The organism is Campylobacter coli (assembly GCA_039516895.1).
GTDB lineage: Bacteria > Campylobacterota > Campylobacteria > Campylobacterales > Campylobacteraceae > Campylobacter_D > Campylobacter_D coli_B.
In genome coordinates this window covers 1,213,584-1,231,120 of the sequence record CP154437.1, presented here as the reverse complement: position 1 = coordinate 1,231,120, position 17,537 = coordinate 1,213,584, and the positions used below count along the sequence as shown (strand labels likewise).

Genomic DNA, 17,537 nt, shown 5'->3' with positions numbered 1-17,537 from the left:
TACATGAGTCAAAAGATAATAGTAGATCCAATTACAAGAATAGAAGGACACTTAAGAGTTGAAGTTGTTGTTGATGATAACAATGTGGTTAAAGAAGCTTATGCGGGTTCTACTTTATGGCGTGGTATTGAAACCATTGTTAAAGGACGCGATCCAAGAGATGCGGGCTTTATGACCCAAAGAATTTGCGGTGTTTGTACTTTTTCTCACTATAAAGCGGGTATAGTTGCGGTTGAAAATGCTTTGGGTATTACTCCGCCTTTAAATGCGCTTTTAACAAGAACTTTAATGAATGCCGCACTTTTCTTACACGATCATATCGTGCATTTTTATCAACTTCATGGACTTGATTGGGCAGATGTAGTAAGTGCTTTAAGTGCTGATGTTAAAAAAGCAAGTGATGAGGCTTTTAAATATACTTCAATGCCTTATGCAACAGGAGCGGATAAACTTCTTGAAGTACAACAAAGACTTAAAACCTTTGTAGATAAAGGAAATCTAGGACCTTTTGCAAATGCTTATTATGGTCATCCTACTTATCGCTTAAGTCCTGAACAAAATTTGATCGTTTTATCACATTATTTAGAGTGTTTAAGAATTCAAAGAATCATAGCTCAATGTATGGCTATCTTCGGTGCTAAAAATCCTCATCCGCAAAGCTTAACCGTGGGTGGTGTAACTTGCGTTATGGATTTGCTAAGCCCTGCTAGAATGGGTGAGTATATGGAAAAATTCAAAGAAGTACAAGACTTTGTTAACCGTGCTTATTATCCTGATCTTGTTATGGCAGGAAAAGCTTATGCAAACGAACCTAGTGTGCTAAACGATATTGGGGTAAATAATCTTTACACTTTCCAAGAATTCCAGCTTGGTAGAGATGAGTGGTTGTTTGAAAGTGGAATTATTAAAAATGGCGATTTAAGCAAGGTATATGAAGTAGAAGAAGATAAGATCACTGAAGAAGCGACTCATTCTTGGTATGCAGATAATGAGCCTTTACATCCTTATGATGGTAAAACAAATCCAAATTATACAGGACTTGTAGAGGGTGAAAGCGTAGATCATCATGGAAATACAGTGCATTCTAAAGTATTTGATACTAAGGGTAAATATAGCTGGATTAAAGCTCCACGCTATGAAGGAAATCCTATGCAAGTAGGACCTTTGGCTAATATCGTTGTAAATTATGCTAAGGGTAATCAAAATGTTGTTCCTGTGGTAGATGAGTTTTTAAAAGAAACAGGACTTCCTTTAAATGCTGTATTTAGCACTCTTGGAAGAACTGCTGCGCGTTGTTTGGAAGCAAAAATTGTGGCTAATAATGCCTTAAAAGCTTTCCGTAATTTAGTAGAAAATTTAAAAGTAGATGAGAGCACTTGTGCGCCTTATGTGATCGATAATTCTAAAGAGTACAAAGGCCGCTATATGGGGCATGTGCCACGCGGAACGCTAAGTCATTGGTGCAGGATTAAAAATGGAGTGATAGAAAATTGGCAAGCAGTTGTTCCTTCTACTTGGAATGCAAGTCCAAAAGATGCTAATGGCGTGGGTGGAAGCTATGAGCAATGTTTGATAGGATTAAAAATCGCTGATGTAAAACAACCACTTGAAATCATTAGAAAAATTCACTCTTATGATCCTTGTATTGCTTGTGCGGTGCATGTAATGGATACTAAGGGAAATAATCTAAGCGAATACAAAGTAAACGCGAGTTTATAAAGGGGCTTTTATGCAAAATAAAGAAGAAAAATTGCAAAGAAAGGCTGAATATGAATTTAGCATAGGTTTGCGTTTAACACATTGGGTGAGAGCTTTTGCTATAGTGATTTTGGTTGTAACAGGATATTATCTTTCCTATGTTTTTCAAAATCCTGTAAGCAATGGCGAGCCGGTTAATTTCATGCAAGCAAAATACAGAATGGTGCATCAAGCTGTCGGTTTTGTTTTGATTGCTTGTGTGATTTTTAAAGTTTATCTTTTCTTTTTCGATAAGATAAGTCGCAAAGAGCGCATCAGTATAGCGGATGTGCTTAATCCAAAATTATGGATAGAGCAGATTAAATTTTATCTATTTTTGGGAAAACATCCACATTTAAAAGGTGTTTATAATCCTTTGCAATTTGTAACTTATGTATTTTTTTATATTGTTATGGTGGGGATTATTCTAACAGGATTGATTCTTTATACTCATACTTATCATGAGGGCTTGGGAGGATTGTTGTATGAAGTGTTAAGACCTTTAGAGGCCGCTCTTGGAGGTTTAGCTGATGTTAGAACTTACCATAGAATTTTAATGTGGGTTATTTTAATCTTTGTGCCCATTCATATCTATATGGCATTTTTCAATGCGATTAAAGGTAAAGATGGTGCGATCGATGCTATAGTTAGCGGTTATAAATTTGTTAAAGAAGAGAAAAATTGAAATTTCTTATCCTTGGTATAGGAAATATTATGTTTGCAGATGAAGGCATAGGCGTTCATCTTTGCAAACTTTTGGAGAAAAATTATAAATTTACCCATCCAAATCACAGTTTAAATTTCGTCGATGGAGGCACCTTAGCCTTGCAACTTAGCTATATTATCGCAGAATATGACAAGATGATAGTGCTTGATTGTATAGATGCAGATGATTCAAAAATCGGCGATGTATTTTTCTTTCCTTATGATGCAATGCCTAAAAAGATCAATTGGAGCGGTAGTGCACACGAAGTAGAAATGCTTCAAACCCTGCAATATATGGAATTAATGGGAGATTTGCCCCCTACGCAAATTTTAGCTTGCGTTCCAAAGCGTATCAAGCCTATGAGTTTTACTCTATCGCAAGAGATTATTAGTGCGGGTAAAATCATGGAGAAAACTTTGCTTGAGTATTTAGCTAAAGAGGGCTTTAGCTATGAAAAAATAGCAAATCATTCTTTGCAGGAATTAGCTGACATTTCTTATAAGAACTGATTTAAACCTTAGTACGAAAATTAATGGCTTTATTTAGAGATATAAAGTCAACATTTTCCAAATTAACTCCACTTGGAATACCCTGCGCGATTTTGCTAAATTGCAAATTTAAATCCTTAAGTTTATCTTCTATATAAAAAATCATTGCATCGGAATTTAAATTGTGAGTAAAAGCAAAAATGAGTTCTTTGCTTTGTAATTTTAGTATCATTTGCCTTAGCTGGGCGAGTTTTTCATCGTTTAAATCATCTAAGACAAAATACAAACCCCCATAGCTTTTACTTTCTTCTATAACCAAAACATCTTTAGGACTTTGCACTATACATAAGAAATTCTTATCCCTTTCTTCATCGGTGCAAATTTCGCAAAGTTCATTTTCACTTAAAGCTCCGCATTGCTGACAAGGTTTTATAAAGCGTATGGCATTTTCTATATTGTGTGCGAGTTTCATACCTTCAAGTTGATTTGCTGTGCAGATATGATAAGCAAGGCGAATAGCAGTTTTTTTACCGATAGTGGGCAAATTTGCAAAACTTTCTACAAGTTCGTTAAATTTTTCTACACCCTTATGTGTCATTGTTTGTTTTTACTCCGAAAAAAATTTTAAAGCAATGTTTGCCTTCTTCGTAAAAATAAATAATATCAAAATTATGTAGTTTACACACTTCAAAAACGATATAAAGTCCTAAACCCATCCCCTTAACTTTCTGATATGGCTCACGCGTAAAAGCCTCAAAATAATGTTCTATAGGCTCACTTAATGGATTGCCAGGATTTTTTATCACAAAACATTCTTTACAACAATAAAGCTCACAAGTCCCATTGCTTGAATATTTTAAAGCATTATCAATGAGATTTTTTAAAATCAAAGGAAAAATTTCCATATCTACATTAATCAAGGCATCGTGTTTTAAGTTAAGCTTGACAACTTTATTGAAATCATCACGCATTAAATAATCTTTGGCTTCATTAAGTATAGTGCTAAAATGTACAGGTTTAAACTGAAGATTGTAGTTTTTTGAAAAAAGATTTTCTATTTTTGCAAATTCATTAATCAACGAATCCATTCTTAAAAAAATATCAATCAATCTTTCTTTTTGTTTCTCTTCTTTTAGCATTTCAGATATAATCCTACCTTTTCCGATAGGAGTTTTAAGCTCATGCATGATGGTGCGTAGAAAAAGTTGTCTTGATTGTATAAGTTCTTGATTTTTTTTAAAAGCTTTTTGAAATTCAAAGGCTATTTTACCTACTTCATCTTGTTGGTAGTTTTCAAAATCAGGTTTTCCACCATTAGCCACTTCTGCGACTTGTCTTCTTAATTTTTTGAGCGGTTCGAGGGATTTTAATACTGAAAAATACATAAAAACTACTAAGAAAGAAAAAAAGAAAAAGCCTATTAATAAAAGATTATACACTCTATTGTTAGTATCCTCTTCAAATAAAGCGTTGAAATCTTTGCATTGGACATCAAGATAGAGTTTGTTTTGATATTTTAAAGAAGAGAGGGTACAGGAATTTTCTCCATTTCCTGCACGAAAAAGGTTTTGTCCATCTATCCTTACGATTTTTACAAAATAGTCATTTTGTATGGCAACAAATCCACTATTATTAAGATGAGCTCCTATATCAACCCCAGAAGAATTGCCATAAGAATTGATGATATTTTTTATAAAACTTTCTTGTTTAAAGCCTTCTTCTTCGCTGTAAGTATTGCTTTCTATTTTTAAAAGTACAATAAATAAAACACAAACTAAAAAGAAGGTTACAACAAATAAAATAACAAGTTTGGTATAAATAGAATAATTTTTTGTCATCCTATAAGTTTATATCCTATACCTCTAACTGAAAATATATGTTTTGGAGATTTAGAACTATCATTTATCTTAGTTCTTAAACGACCGATGATAACATCAAGGCTTTTAGAGTCTTTATCTTTAAGATTTTTACAGCGACTTACAAGTTGTTCTCTTGATACGCTATATCCGTGTTGCTGTATGAGGTATTCTAAAATTTCATATTCGGCAGGAGTTAAAGTTAAGACCTTGTTTTGATAAGTGATTTCGTGTTTTCTTTCATCGATTTTAAAAGCTGAATTGATATTTTCATTGCTAGTATTTTCAGCTCTTTTTGTGCGACGAATAAGACTCATGATTCTTGCGTGCATTTCTTTTGGATCATAAGGTTTTGGCAAATAATCATCTGCACCGATTTGAAGTCCTACTACTTTATCACTCAAATCTCCTCTAGCAGATGAAATGATGATGGGAATATTGTATTTTTGTCTGATTTCTCTACAAACTTCAAGTCCGTCTATTCCAGGTAGAGTTAAATCTAAGATTAAACAATCATAGCCTTGTATACCTACATTTAAAGCTTCTTTAGGATTTTCAAAATTTGTGATTTTGATATTAAATTGAGTTAAATATTCTGACAATAATTGAGCAAAATCAGGATCATCTTCTATCATCAACACATTAATCATTTTGTTATCCTTTATTATTTATGTAAGATTTATATATTTACATAATTTTATTTAAATTTTGATAAATTATTGAGTTTATTTTTGCTAAAATTATATTTTTTATTTTTACAAATTTTATAAATATTTTATTATTTAAAGGAAAAATATGGAGTTAAGCTACTATGAAATTTTAGAAATTACTCAGAGTGCTGATAAAGATACCATTAAAAAAGCTTATAGAAAAATGGCTTTAAAATACCACCCCGATAGAAATCAAGGAGATAAAGAAGCTGAAGATAAATTCAAGCTTGTAAATGAAGCTTATGAAGTTTTAAGCAATGAAGAAAAACGCGCTATTTATGATAGATATGGTAAAGATGCTTTAAAGGGTGGCGGTTTTGGATCAGGGGGAGCAGGTTTTGGTGGCTTTGAAGATTTGGGTGATATTTTTTCTAGTTTTTTTGGTGGTGGCTTTGGTGGATCATCGCAACGCCGCAAAAAATCAAGTGATGAAAAATTTCAAGCTGAACTTGTGGTGAATTTAAAACTTACTTTTAAAGAAGCGGTGTTTGGCTGTAAAAAAAATATAGATTTTACCTACAAATCTTCATGTAAAACTTGTAGTGGAACAGGAGCTAAGGATGGAAAGCTTCAAACTTGTCCAAAATGTAAGGGTAGGGGACAAGTAGGAATTTCTCAAGGTTTTATCACTTTTGCGCAAACTTGTCCTGATTGTAAGGGTAGTGGAGAAAGTGCAAGTGAGAAATGTAAAGATTGTAAGGGTAGGGGCTATGAAGAGCTTAAGGATAGTGTAGAAGTAAACATCCCTGAAGGTATAGACAATGGCATGAATTTAAGAGTTGCAGCTAAAGGCAATCTTAGCAAAAGTGGCAATAGAGGGGATTTGTATGTTAAAGTTATCGTTGAAGAGGATGATACTTTTATAAGAGATGATGAGGATATTTATATAGAATTTCCAGTATTTTTTACTCAAGCCATATTAGGACAAAGTATAAAGGTGCCTACCATACGAGGGGAGGCGACTTTAAATTTGCCAAAGGGTGCAAAAGATGGGCAAAGATTTGTGCTTGAAAGAGAGGGAGTAAAAGATGTGCATAGTTCTCGCATAGGCAATCAAATCGTGCAAATTGCTATCAAATTTCCAAATTCACTCAATGATGAGCAAAAAGAACTTTTAGAAAAACTCAGTGAAAGTTTTGGGATAAAAGATGGTATGCACCATGAGCAAAAAGGATTGTTTGAAAAAATAACCCATTGGTTTAAATCTTAATTTTCTTCAAGCTTTTTAGCTTGGGAAAATTTCTTTGAACTTAAGTTAGAAAGATATTTTATATAAATTTAAGTTTTAAAAAGAAGACATAAAAAAAGGTGGAGTTTTACTCCACCTTGAAGTTAGACTTTAGAGCTTCTTAGAATTTGTAAAGAGCTTGAAGTCTTACAGTATTGTGATCAGCATCTCCATCATTTTTATCAAAATTTACATAAGAGTACCATGCTGAGAAGTTAAGTTTTGGAGAGTATTTATAATCTACTCTTGCAACTGCTTCAAGTTTGTCTCCGCCACCGCCACCGATGTCTGCTTTAGTTCCGCCGAATACGAAGTCACCACCTACACGAACTGTTTCGTTGAAGGTATATCCTGCTTTAACATATCCGAAGATATTTCTACCTGTGTCACCATTTAGTCTTGAACCTTGAGTATAGAAAATTTCTTCACCTGCAAGTAAAGATCCGATATTTCCTTGATCTTCGATTACAGTTAGAGTACCTTTATCTTTTTTACCGTAGTATAAACCACCAAGAGTTGCATCCCAGCCATTTACTTCAATACCACCATTTAAAGCAAGGAAGTTACCATTTCCTAAGCCAGCATCTTTGAGTTCATTGTCAAGGCTGTTTCCTAAATAAGCACCTTCAAGAGTCCAATTTACTCCATCAAAGATAGTAGTGCTATAAGCTGCATCTACAGCATATAAGAAAGCATTGTCAGTCATATAAGCTAACCATAATTGTGGGTTTAATTGACCATTAAATACTTCATAAGAACCGATAGCAGCAGCACCATAAATATTTTTACCCCAATTTAAAACACCGCTTGCATCACCATCGCCATATCTATTACCTGGGTTAAATGCACCAGCACCATTATTAGCAGTTTGATCCCATTCCGCTCCTACTTGTTCATTTGAGCTATCAACAGCAAAAGCAGCTAGGGTTAAACCATCGATGCTGTTATTTACTACTTTGATACCTGTTCCTACTAAACCATCGATTGCATTGTCTGACCAGATGGTGTTGAGTTGTTGTTTACCTAGGATTACACTTGTAGCTACATTTTCATCTGTGTAAGTTAAGTATAATTGGCGAACATTTAAAGTATCACTTGTGTTGCTAAAGCTATCTGCTCCATAACCACCATCTTTTGAATTGTAGTCAAGTTGAACGAAAGCTTTGAAGTTATCCGCTATAGCACCGCTTAGATTGATTTGCGCTCTATATTTGTGCTCTTGCTTGCTATCATTAAGGCTACCTCTTACATTTTGACCAAAATTGTTATCAAAAGTACCTGTTTCGTATCTGTATCTTAAAACACCTGATACATCGATATCTTTGATCGCTTCTTCAAGTGGAGTAGCATTAGCCACTGAGAAAGCACCTGCAGCAAGAGCTGCTACTAAACTAAGTTTAACTAGTTTCATGAGAATTCTCCTTGTTTAAAATTAAGTAAAACGCTGTAATTGTAGCACATAAATCTATAGTTTTTTCTTAAAAGGCACTTAAAATAATAAAAATTCTAAATTTTTAGAGTAGAAAATATAATAAAAATAGGCCTAGCTTGGTATTTACTAGGCCCATTATTTAAGGAGTTTTTCTTATGAATGTTTTCGGTTCATTTGGAAGTATAAGCCTTAAAAGTAAATGAGAAGTAATCAAACATAAGAGATAAAGCGATTCAAATCGCTTGTGTTTATACATTTATAAAAAATTAATTTGTAACTCCATAAACGAAAATTGTAAGAATGATTAAAGGTATAATGAACTTAATATAATAAAACCAAATTTTAAATCCCACGCTTTTTAATTTACCTTCATTACTAAGCTCTTTTATGCTTTGCTCTTTGCCAAGAATCCAACCTACATAGATACAGCAAAAAAAGGCTGTTAAAACAAATAAGATATTTCCGCTGATAAAATCAAAACTATCGAAAATATTTTTTCCTTTAACAAGAGTAATATCTCTCCAAGGCCCATAAGTGAGTATACAAGGAATGTTTCCTAGTATGAAAATCGAACCTAGGGTTAAATTAATAGCTGTTTTTTTAGAAAGTTTGAATTTTTCTTCTAAAACACTGATGATAACTTGATATATAGGCAAACTTGTCGTTAATGCTGCGATGAGTAAAAGTATAAAAAATAAAATGCAAATGATAGTCCCAAAGTGGATATGAGAAAACGCAATAGGCAGGGTTTGAAACACTAAAGAAGGTCCTTTATCGGGCTCAAGTCCTGCTGCAAAAAGTGCAGGAAAGATCATAAAGCCTGCTAGCACAGCAATAAGAGTGTTTAAAACTCCTGTATAAATGGCAGTTTTTGTCATGTTTTCATTTTTGCTAAGATGAGATGAAAGAGTTATCATCACGCCAAAACCCAGAGAAAGCGCAAAAAAGACTTGTCCTAGAACATCGATGAGTAGTTTTCGGGATAGAATTTTGTCAAAATCAGGCGTAAGATAAAATTTTACACCATTCATGGCACCTTCAAGGCTTAAGTTGCGTCCTACAACAAGTATAAGACAAATGAAAAGCAAAGGCATGAGGAATTTAACTGATTTTTCTATACCATCTATAATGCCACGCCTTAAAATGATATAATTGATAAGGACAAAAAGTGTAGTAAAAATTCCTACACCTAAAGGATTGAAAGAAATTTTTTCATTAAAAAATTGCTCGGTAAAATCTTTGGTTACAGTATGAGAGAGATTGAAATTGCCTATGATTAACTCAAAAACATAGACAAAAACCCAGCCACCCAAAACCATATAATAAGCCATGATACCAAAACTACCCAAAAGTCCCATATAGCCTATAAATTTCCATTTACCTTCAAAAGCATCGACGCTGTTTGTCATGGATTTTCTACCGATGACATTTTCAGCTAAGATAACAGGGATACCAATGAGTATCATTGCTATACAAAATACTAAAACATAAGCACCACCCCCATTTTCTCCTACAAGATAAGGAAAACGCCAAGTTGCACCAAAGCCTATGGTTGCTCCTGCGACGGTTAAGATATAAGTAAGAGTGCTACTCCATGTTTGTCTTTGCATGCTTATCCTTTCAAAAAAATTAAATTGTAGCCTAAGAATACTTTAAAAAATTATAAATTTTGCATATAGTTTAAATCGTAGGTATTTTTTAAGCGTTTTTGTATAGTTTCGTGCCAATTTTGTGAAATGAGCGTATCGAGTTTGCTTAATTTTTCAAGCAAAGTTGGATTTTGTTTGAGTGCTTGATGAGGATTGTAAAATAAATGATTGAGTTCTAGGACGCTTAAATTTATAGGATTTCTTTCTATAAGCTGAATTTTAGAATGTGCATGAATTTTTTTACCCTCTAAAATCCGATAATACCACCCGCTTAATCCTGTTTTAAAAATCTCTTGTGTGAAATTTGGATTGTGATGAATTTTTGAAATTTTCACACAAGGTTTGCGTGGTTCGCTTACTTGCAAGATAGCATCTTCAAATCGATGTATATCGCCTATACAAACATTTTGTTCGTGTAAATTTTCAAGGGTTAAATTCTCTCCCATCATACCACACTCAAGTTTTTTTCCAAGAAAATTTTCCCAAAGGGGGTAATTATGATAAGAATTTGCAAACAAGGCTTTATTTTTTCCGCCATGATGTTTTGTATCTGCTATATTGTCGTTAATAATGCCCGAAAAATCAATATCCACTTCTTTTAAATAAATATTTTTTATAAAGGCGCTTTTAAAGCCGCCATAATCCTTGATATGTCCTATTTGCAAGCTTTTAATTTTCATTTTGTCAATTTTTGCAATAAATCATCTGCACTGATAAAACCAGTGATTCTAAGATTTTCTTTACCATTTTCAAAAAATATCAAAACCGGTGGGCCAAAAACACCAAATTCTTTCATGATTTCTAAGTCCTTGTCACTATTTTGAGTGAGATCGATTTTGATTAAATGAAAATTTTTGAGTTTTTCTTGAATTTTTTCATCACTAAAAGTAAGCTCATCTAAGAGTTTGCAATTTTCACACCAAGATGCTGTAAAGTTAAACATGATAGGACGGGTGCTGGTTTTAATCTCTTTTTGAAGAGCATTAAGATCGTTTATAAAGTTATAATTTAATTTTGAAGAATTTAAGAGTGTATTTGAATTTAAATTCAAAGGATTTAAGAAATTTTTTGCGCCAAATATCCCACCTAAAAATATACTTAAAGAATAAGCCAAAACCAAAATCAATAGACTTTTTTTAATCTTAGTTATCACGCTAAAAGCTTGTTCGAAAATTCCCATAAATACACTAAAAAATACGCCCAAAATTCCAAAAGCGATCAAAATATATCTTGTTTCAATGATACGAGAAAGTATCCAAATAGCCATAGCTAGCATAACAAAACCAAAGAAAATTTTTACTTTTTGCATCCAAGCTCCCGCCTTTAAAAAGCCAAGACCTAGACCAATGAAAAGTAAAGGAATCCCCATGCCAAAACTCATGACAAAAAGAGCGCTAGCTCCTAAAAGCGCATCGCCTGTGTTGGCTATGTAGATCAAAGCACCAGTTAGAGGAGCGGCTACGCAAGGACCTACGATAAGAGCGGATAAAAAGCCCATGAGGGCTACACCTAGCACTCCTTTGCCTTTTTCACTTTTTTTGTGGAGAAAATTTTGAAATTTTAGGGGTAGCTCAAAGCGAAAACTTTCAAACATTGCTAAAGCAAGCAATACAAAAATCAATGCAAAAAAGATCAAAACACTAGGTTTTTGCAAAAGTCCTTGAACGCTTGCTCCTAAAAAACTTGCTATAACTCCAGCGATAGCATAAGCTAAAGACATAGAAAATACATAAATAAAAGATAAAAAAAAGCTGTGTTTTTTAGAAAATTTTGTTTCACTTTTGGCTACGATGAGTGAAGATAATATAGGAATCATTGGCAAAATACAAGGAGTAAGTGAAAGTAAAAGTCCATAGCCTAAAAAGCTTAGTAAGATCCAAAAAAGCTTATCTGTGGCTAAGAAATTTGCTATCATACTTTCTTCGGATTTTACCTGAAGAGTCTTTTTCTTTTCTTTATAGGGGGCTGAAATTTCAAAATTTTTATCTTTGTGCTTTAGATCAAAATACCAAGTTTGGGGGTTGTAACACAAGCCTTGTTCGGAGCAGCCTTGAAATTCGAGTTTGATTTGATTGTTTTGACTTTGTGCAAAACGCTCAAGCAGTAGGCTAGGCAGGGCTAAATTTAAATCTTGATAATACACTTTTTCGTTGAGTCTTTGAGTGCTAGGCGGAAGATTGATTAAATGGCTGATATCGTTTTGATTAATATAGAGTTTGAGTTTATCAGAATAAAGATAAATATCTTTTCCCAATTTAATATCGATTGATACAGCGCTATCATAAGAACTCGATTTTACTTCAAAGGCTTCATTTAAAGATAAAACAGAAGCAAATAAAAAATAACAGCTAAATAAAAGTGTAAAAATAAAACGCATTATTATCCTAAACTCAAGTGTAAAATTTATGATTTTAATGTGAATTATAGTTTGTTATGGTAAATTTGCTTTAAATATTTTATAAAGGTTGCTTATGCAAGAAAAAATTCCGGCAAAAATTCAAGAGGATACAAAAAAAGATGAAATTTATGTTTCTATCAAGAAGAAAAAAAGCACTATAGAATATGAAAAAGATTTAAAAAATTTGCAAATCGAGCTTTTAAAATTTCAAAATTATGTAAAAGCAAAGGGTTTAAAAGTGCTTATACTTATAGAAGGACGCGATGCAGCAGGCAAGGGTGGTGCGATCAAGCGTTTGATAGAGTATCTAAATCCTAGGGGATGTCGTGTGGTAGCACTTGAAAAGCCTAATGATGTTGAAAAAACACAATGGTATTTTCAACGCTATGTGACGCATTTGCCTTCAGCGGGTGAGATTGTGATCTTTGATAGATCATGGTATAACCGCGCAGGAGTAGAGCCTGTGATGGGTTTTTGTACCCCACAGCAGCATAAAGACTTTTTAAGAGAGGTGCCTTTGTTTGAAAATATGATTTCAAATAGCAATTTGATGTTTTTTAAATTTTATTTTTCTGTTTCTAAAGAGGAGCAAAAAAGACGCTTTGAAAAACGCCGCATTGACCCTTTAAAGCAATACAAACTTTCTCCTGTGGATCAAAAATCTCAAGAATTATGGGATAAATATACCTTGGCAAAGTATTCTATGCTTTTAGCATCTAATACCCCAACCTGTCCATGGACTATCATTTCTTCAGATGATAAGAAAAAAGCAAGACTTAATTTGTTGCGTTTTATATTGTCAAAAGTGGATTATGCGGATAAAAAAATTGGAGATTTTTCTAAAATTGATCAAGAATTAGTAAGAAGCGGCGAAGAAGAAATTCGTAAAATGGAAGCAAATTTAGAAAAAATAGACAATAAAAAAGCAGATGAAAAAATAAAGGATTTGGACTAAAACTATGTTAGAACGCGTTAAAAATTTAAGTGATAAATACTATGAAAAAATTGTCAATTTAAGACATCAAATTCATATGCACCCTGAGCTTGAATTTGAAGAAGAAAATACAGCAAGATTGGTGTGCGAAATTTTAGATGAATTTGGCATTAAATATGAAAAAAATATAGCTAAAACCGGAATTTTAGCAAGCATAGAAGGAAAAAAACAAAGCACTAAAAAACCTCAATGCGTGCTTTTAAGAGCGGATATGGACGCTTTGCCTGTGCAAGAGCAAACAAATCTTAGCTATGCTTCAAAAATCAATGGAAAAATGCACGCATGTGGTCACGATGGACACACAGCAGGGCTTTTGGGAGCGGTTTTGATCTTAAATGAGCTAAGAGATGAATTTAGTGGAACGATTAAATTTATGTTTCAGCCTGCTGAAGAAGGAAGTGGGGGTGCTAAGCCTATGATAGAAGCGGGCATACTTGAAAATCCCCATGTAGATGCGGTTTTTGGATGCCATTTATGGGGGCCTTTGCTTGAAAATACTGCTCAAATTGTAAGCGGTGAGATGATGGCAGGGGTTGATGTTTTTGATCTTGAATTTATAGGAAAAGGTGGACATGGAGCACACCCTCATACAACTATCGATCCTATAGTCATGGCGAGCAAATTTGTCAGCGATGTGCAATGTATCATTTCAAGGCGTTTAAGGCCTGTGGATGCGGGGGTTATCACCATAGGAAAATTCCATGCAGGAACGACTTTTAATGTGATCCCACAAAATGCTATTTTGCAAGGAACAGTGCGTTTTTTAAGCGATGAAAATCAAAAACTTTTACAAAGCTCCATAGAAAATACAGCCAAAGCTGTTGCTTTGGAATTTGGGGGTGATTTTAAGCTTGATTATAAAAGAGAATACCCTCCTTTGATCAATGATGAAAATGCTGCAAAAATAGCTAGAAAAGCTTTTAGCAAGGTATTGGGCGAGCAAAATATCATTAGCGTAGCTAAGCCTGATATGGGGGCTGAGGATTTTGCTTTTTTAACGCGTGAGAGAATGGGCGCTTATGTTTTTGTGGGTATTTCAAAAGATTTGAAAAACCCTACCTTGCACCATAGCTCTACTTTTTGCTGGGAAGATGAAAATTTAAAAGTCTTAATGCAAGGCGATAGTATGATGGCTTTAGAATTTTTAAATTCTTAAAAAATGAATTAAAAAATTCACAAAAAATTCACTTTGCCCAAGTAGAATTCTAAGATTTATTTTTTTGGTTTAAGGCTTAGGATGAAAAATAAGATCGTTTTGATTGTAGTGATTTTAGCGCTTTTTGGAGTGGGTGCTTATTTTGTATTTTTCAATAATGGTGAAAAAATCAATTATCTCACCCAAAAGGTTAAAAAAATAAATATTTCTCAAACCATAGAAGCGGTAGGGAAAGTTTATGCTAAAGATCAAGTTGATGTGGGTGCTCAAGTGAGCGGGCAAATCATCAAGCTTTATGTTGATGTGGGTTCGTATGTAAAACAAGGTGATTTGATCGCACAAATTGATAAAGATAAACAGCAAAATGATTTAGATATCACAAAGGCGCAGCTTGAAAGTGCTAAGGCCAATTTAGAAAGTAAAAAAGTCGCCCTTGAAATCGCAAGTAAACAATACCAAAGAGAACAAAAACTTTATGCTGCTAAGGCAAGTTCTCTTGAAAATTTAGAAACTCAAAAAAACAATTTTTACACTTTAAAGGCAAATGTTGCAGAGCTTAATGCTCAAGTAGTTCAGCTTGAAATCACTCTTAAAAACGCTCAAAAAGATTTAGGATATACAACCATCACTGCGCCTATTGATGGAGTTGTGATCAATGTAGCAGTCGATGAAGGACAAACTGTAAATGCCAATCAAAACACCCCAACCATAGTCCGCATAGCCAATTTAGATCAAATGGAAGTAAGAATGGAGATAGCTGAAGCGGATGTTGGTAAGATAAAAATCGGCACAGAACTTGATTTTTCTTTGCTTAGCGATCCTCAAAAAACTTATCAAGCAAGCATAGCAAGCATAGATCCTGCAGATACTCAAATAAGTGATTCAAGTACCAATTCTACTTCTTCTTCAAGCTCTAGTTCTTCAAGTTCAAGTTCTAACAATGCCATATATTATTATGCTAAATTTTATGTGGCAAATAAAGATGATTTTTTGCGTATTGGTATGAGTATACAAAATGAAATTGTTGTAGCAAGTGTTAAAGATGTTATTGCTGTACCTACTTATACGATTAAAAATGATGCAAAAGGGTATTATGTTGAAATTTTGCAAGGTCAAAAAGCAGTAAAAAAATATGTTAAATTAGGCATTAAAGATTCTGTAAATACTCAAATTTTAGAAGGTTTAAGCGAGGATGAATTACTGATAGTAAGTTCAAGTGGCGATAGTGCTGCTCCTAAGTTAAGATTGAGATTTTGATGATTTTTTTAAACAATATTTGTAAAAATATAGGCGAGAATGCCATATTAAAAAATGTAAGTTTAAGTATAGAAAAAGGCGAATTTGTCGCTATCATAGGGCAAAGTGGGAGTGGAAAAACTTCGCTTTTAAATATCATAGGAACCTTAGATGAGCCAAGCAGTGGGAGTTATATTTTTGATAATTATGAAGTTACCCAGCTCAATAGCGACGAAAAAGCGAGATTAAGACGCGAAAAAATAGGCTTTATTTTTCAACGCTACAATCTTTTAAATCTTCTAAGCGCAAATGACAATGTTGCATTGCCTGCTGTTTATGCGGGTAAAAAAGTGCAAGAAAGAAATTTTAGAGCTCAAGAACTTTTAGGAAATTTAGAGCTTGAGCACAAGATAGAATCAAAACCCAATGAGCTAAGTGGAGGACAGCAACAGCGTGTTTCTATAGCTAGAGCTTTGATGAATGGTGGAGAGCTTATTTTAGCCGATGAGCCAACAGGAGCTTTAGATAGTAAAAGCGGTATTATGGTGCTTGAAATTTTAAAAAAATTAAACGCACAAGGGCATACCATAGTACTTGTAACGCACGATCCAAAGATAGCAGCACAGGCTAAAAGAGTGATAGAAATCAAAGATGGAGAGATTTTAAGTGATAGCAAAAAAGATAAGTTTGCCTATCAAGGACAGGTTAAAAGTATGCCAAAAGAGAAAAAAACTTTTACCTTGTTTAAAAATCAAGCCTTTGAATGTTTAAAAATAGCTTATTCTTCCATACTTGCACACAAACTTCGTTCTATTTTAACCATGCTAGGGATCATCATAGGTATAGCTTCGGTTGTGTGCGTGGTGGCCTTAGGGCTTGGCTCTCAAGCTAAGGTTTTAGAATCCATCGCAAGACTTGGAACCAATACCATTGAAATCCGCCCTGGTAAAGGTTTTGGGGATTTGCGTTCAGGCAAAACAAGGCTTAATTTTAGCGACTTAGAAACACTTAGAAGTTTAGATTATTTAGAAGCGGTAGATGCGCACTCTAATACTTCAGGCGTAGCAACTTATACTAACATTTCTTTAAGCGCTAGAGCTGAGGGAGTAGGGGTGAATAATTTTGCCATAGAGGGTTTAAAGCTTCAAGTTGGGAGAATTTTAAATAATGAAGATATAGAAACTAATGCTAATGTAGCGGTGCTTGACTTTAATGCTAAGAGAAATCTTTTTCCTCATCAAAAGAGCGAAGATGTTTTAGGGCGTGTGGTGATTTTTAATTCTCAACCCTTTAAAATCATAGGAGTTTTACAAAAAGACACAGAAAAACCCATAGAAGATAATGTAGTACGCCTTTATATGCCTTATACTACACTGATGAATAAGCTTACGGGTGATAGAAATTTGCGTGAAATTATAGTAAAAGTAAAAGACGATGTGAGCTCTACCTTAGCTGAAAATGCCATTATTAGAATTTTAGAGATCAAACGCGGACAGAGGGATTTTTTTACTTTTAATTCCGATACTTTCAAGCAAGCTATCACGGCAAATAAACGCACGACAACTATACTTACTGCTTCGGTGGCGGTGATTGCTTTGATTGTTGGAGGTATAGGCGTGATGAATATCATGCTTGTTTCAGTGAGTGAAAGAACAAGAGAAATAGGAATTCGCATGGCAATAGGTGCTAGAAGAGAAGATATCATGATGCAGTTTTTGATCGAAGCTGTGATGATATGCTCTATGGGTGCGATTTTAGGAGTTTTGCTTTCTGTTTTTGTGATTTTTGGTTTTAATACCTTAAGCACTGATTTTCCTATGGTTTTAAATGCGTATTCTGTGCTTTTGGGGCTATTGAGTTCTGTTTTAATCGGGGTTGTTTTTGGATTTTTCCCTGCAAGAAATGCAGCCAATTTAAATCCTATCAGCGCCTTATCAAAGGAATAAA

The 17,537-nt window shown here is 33.9% G+C and carries 15 protein-coding genes; 8 read left to right on the top strand and 7 right to left on the bottom strand.

Annotated elements, in window-relative coordinates:
* Positions 1-3 precede the first annotated feature (3 nt).
* Genes AAID94_06195 through AAID94_06185 form a run of 3 tightly spaced genes read left to right on the top strand, consistent with a single transcriptional unit; the run spans position 4 to position 2,952 of the window.
* Complete coding sequence (locus AAID94_06195) at positions 4-1,719, top strand: nickel-dependent hydrogenase large subunit (protein ID XAK23431.1); 1,716 nt, start codon at positions 4-6, stop codon at positions 1,717-1,719.
* A 10-nt stretch (positions 1,720-1,729) separates the two neighbouring features.
* On the top strand, positions 1,730-2,422 hold the full coding sequence (gene cybH, locus AAID94_06190) for a Ni/Fe-hydrogenase, b-type cytochrome subunit (protein ID XAK23430.1): 693 nt from the start codon (positions 1,730-1,732) through the stop codon (positions 2,420-2,422).
* The gene (locus tag AAID94_06185; protein XAK23429.1) at positions 2,419-2,952 is read left to right on the top strand and encodes a HyaD/HybD family hydrogenase maturation endopeptidase; all 534 of its coding nucleotides are present in this window, start codon (positions 2,419-2,421) and stop codon (positions 2,950-2,952) included. The genes cybH and AAID94_06185 overlap by 4 nt, the downstream gene beginning before the upstream one ends.
* 1 nt (position 2,953) lies before the next feature.
* Here AAID94_06185 and recR read toward each other — a convergent pair whose 3' ends face one another.
* Genes recR through AAID94_06170 form a run of 3 tightly spaced genes read right to left on the bottom strand, consistent with a single transcriptional unit; the run spans position 2,954 to position 5,437 of the window.
* A complete protein-coding gene (gene recR, locus AAID94_06180) occupies positions 2,954-3,529 on the bottom strand; it encodes a recombination mediator RecR (protein XAK23428.1) in 576 nt (191 codons plus the stop codon).
* On the bottom strand, positions 3,519-4,769 hold the full coding sequence (locus AAID94_06175; GenBank protein ID XAK23427.1) for an ArsS family sensor histidine kinase: 1,251 nt from the start codon (positions 4,767-4,769) through the stop codon (positions 3,519-3,521). The genes recR and AAID94_06175 overlap by 11 nt, the downstream gene beginning before the upstream one ends.
* Positions 4,766-5,437, bottom strand: coding sequence for a response regulator transcription factor (locus AAID94_06170; protein XAK23426.1), 672 nt, complete (start codon positions 5,435-5,437; stop codon positions 4,766-4,768). The genes AAID94_06175 and AAID94_06170 overlap by 4 nt, the downstream gene beginning before the upstream one ends.
* Positions 5,438-5,582: 145 nt before the next feature.
* Here AAID94_06170 and dnaJ point away from each other — a divergent pair, with 145 nt between their 5' ends.
* Complete coding sequence (dnaJ, locus tag AAID94_06165; protein XAK23425.1) at positions 5,583-6,707, top strand: molecular chaperone DnaJ; 1,125 nt, start codon at positions 5,583-5,585, stop codon at positions 6,705-6,707.
* 139 nt (positions 6,708-6,846) lie between these two features.
* Here the strand turns inward: dnaJ and AAID94_06160 are convergent, their stop codons facing one another.
* From AAID94_06160 to AAID94_06145, 4 genes are all read right to left on the bottom strand, one after another.
* Positions 6,847-8,136 carry a major outer membrane protein gene (locus AAID94_06160; GenBank protein XAK23424.1) on the bottom strand — a complete coding sequence of 430 codons (1,290 nt, stop codon included), beginning with the start codon at positions 8,134-8,136 and terminating at the stop codon, positions 6,847-6,849.
* 287 nt (positions 8,137-8,423) lie between these two features.
* The gene (locus tag AAID94_06155; protein ID XAK23423.1) at positions 8,424-9,767 is read right to left on the bottom strand and encodes a sodium-dependent transporter; all 1,344 of its coding nucleotides are present in this window, start codon (positions 9,765-9,767) and stop codon (positions 8,424-8,426) included.
* Between the two features lie 50 nt (positions 9,768-9,817).
* Positions 9,818-10,486 (bottom strand): MOSC domain-containing protein, encoded by a 669-nt coding sequence (locus AAID94_06150; GenBank protein ID XAK23422.1) that lies wholly within the window; start codon positions 10,484-10,486, stop codon positions 9,818-9,820.
* A complete protein-coding gene (locus AAID94_06145) occupies positions 10,483-12,183 on the bottom strand; it encodes a protein-disulfide reductase DsbD (GenBank protein XAK23421.1) in 1,701 nt (566 codons plus the stop codon). The genes AAID94_06150 and AAID94_06145 overlap by 4 nt, the downstream gene beginning before the upstream one ends.
* A 94-nt stretch (positions 12,184-12,277) precedes the next feature.
* Between AAID94_06145 and ppk2 the strand changes: the two genes are divergently transcribed.
* From ppk2 to AAID94_06125, 4 genes are all read left to right on the top strand, one after another.
* Complete coding sequence (ppk2, locus tag AAID94_06140; GenBank protein ID XAK23420.1) at positions 12,278-13,159, top strand: polyphosphate kinase 2; 882 nt, start codon at positions 12,278-12,280, stop codon at positions 13,157-13,159.
* Positions 13,160-13,163: 4 nt separating this feature from the next.
* On the top strand, positions 13,164-14,354 hold the full coding sequence (locus AAID94_06135) for a M20 family metallopeptidase (protein ID XAK23419.1): 1,191 nt from the start codon (positions 13,164-13,166) through the stop codon (positions 14,352-14,354).
* 81 nt (positions 14,355-14,435) lie between these two features.
* Positions 14,436-15,611 (top strand): efflux RND transporter periplasmic adaptor subunit, encoded by a 1,176-nt coding sequence (locus tag AAID94_06130; protein ID XAK23418.1) that lies wholly within the window; start codon positions 14,436-14,438, stop codon positions 15,609-15,611.
* Complete coding sequence (locus tag AAID94_06125; GenBank protein XAK23417.1) at positions 15,611-17,536, top strand: MacB family efflux pump subunit; 1,926 nt, start codon at positions 15,611-15,613, stop codon at positions 17,534-17,536. Before AAID94_06130 ends, AAID94_06125 begins: the two co-directional genes overlap by 1 nt.
* Position 17,537 lies beyond the last annotated feature (1 nt).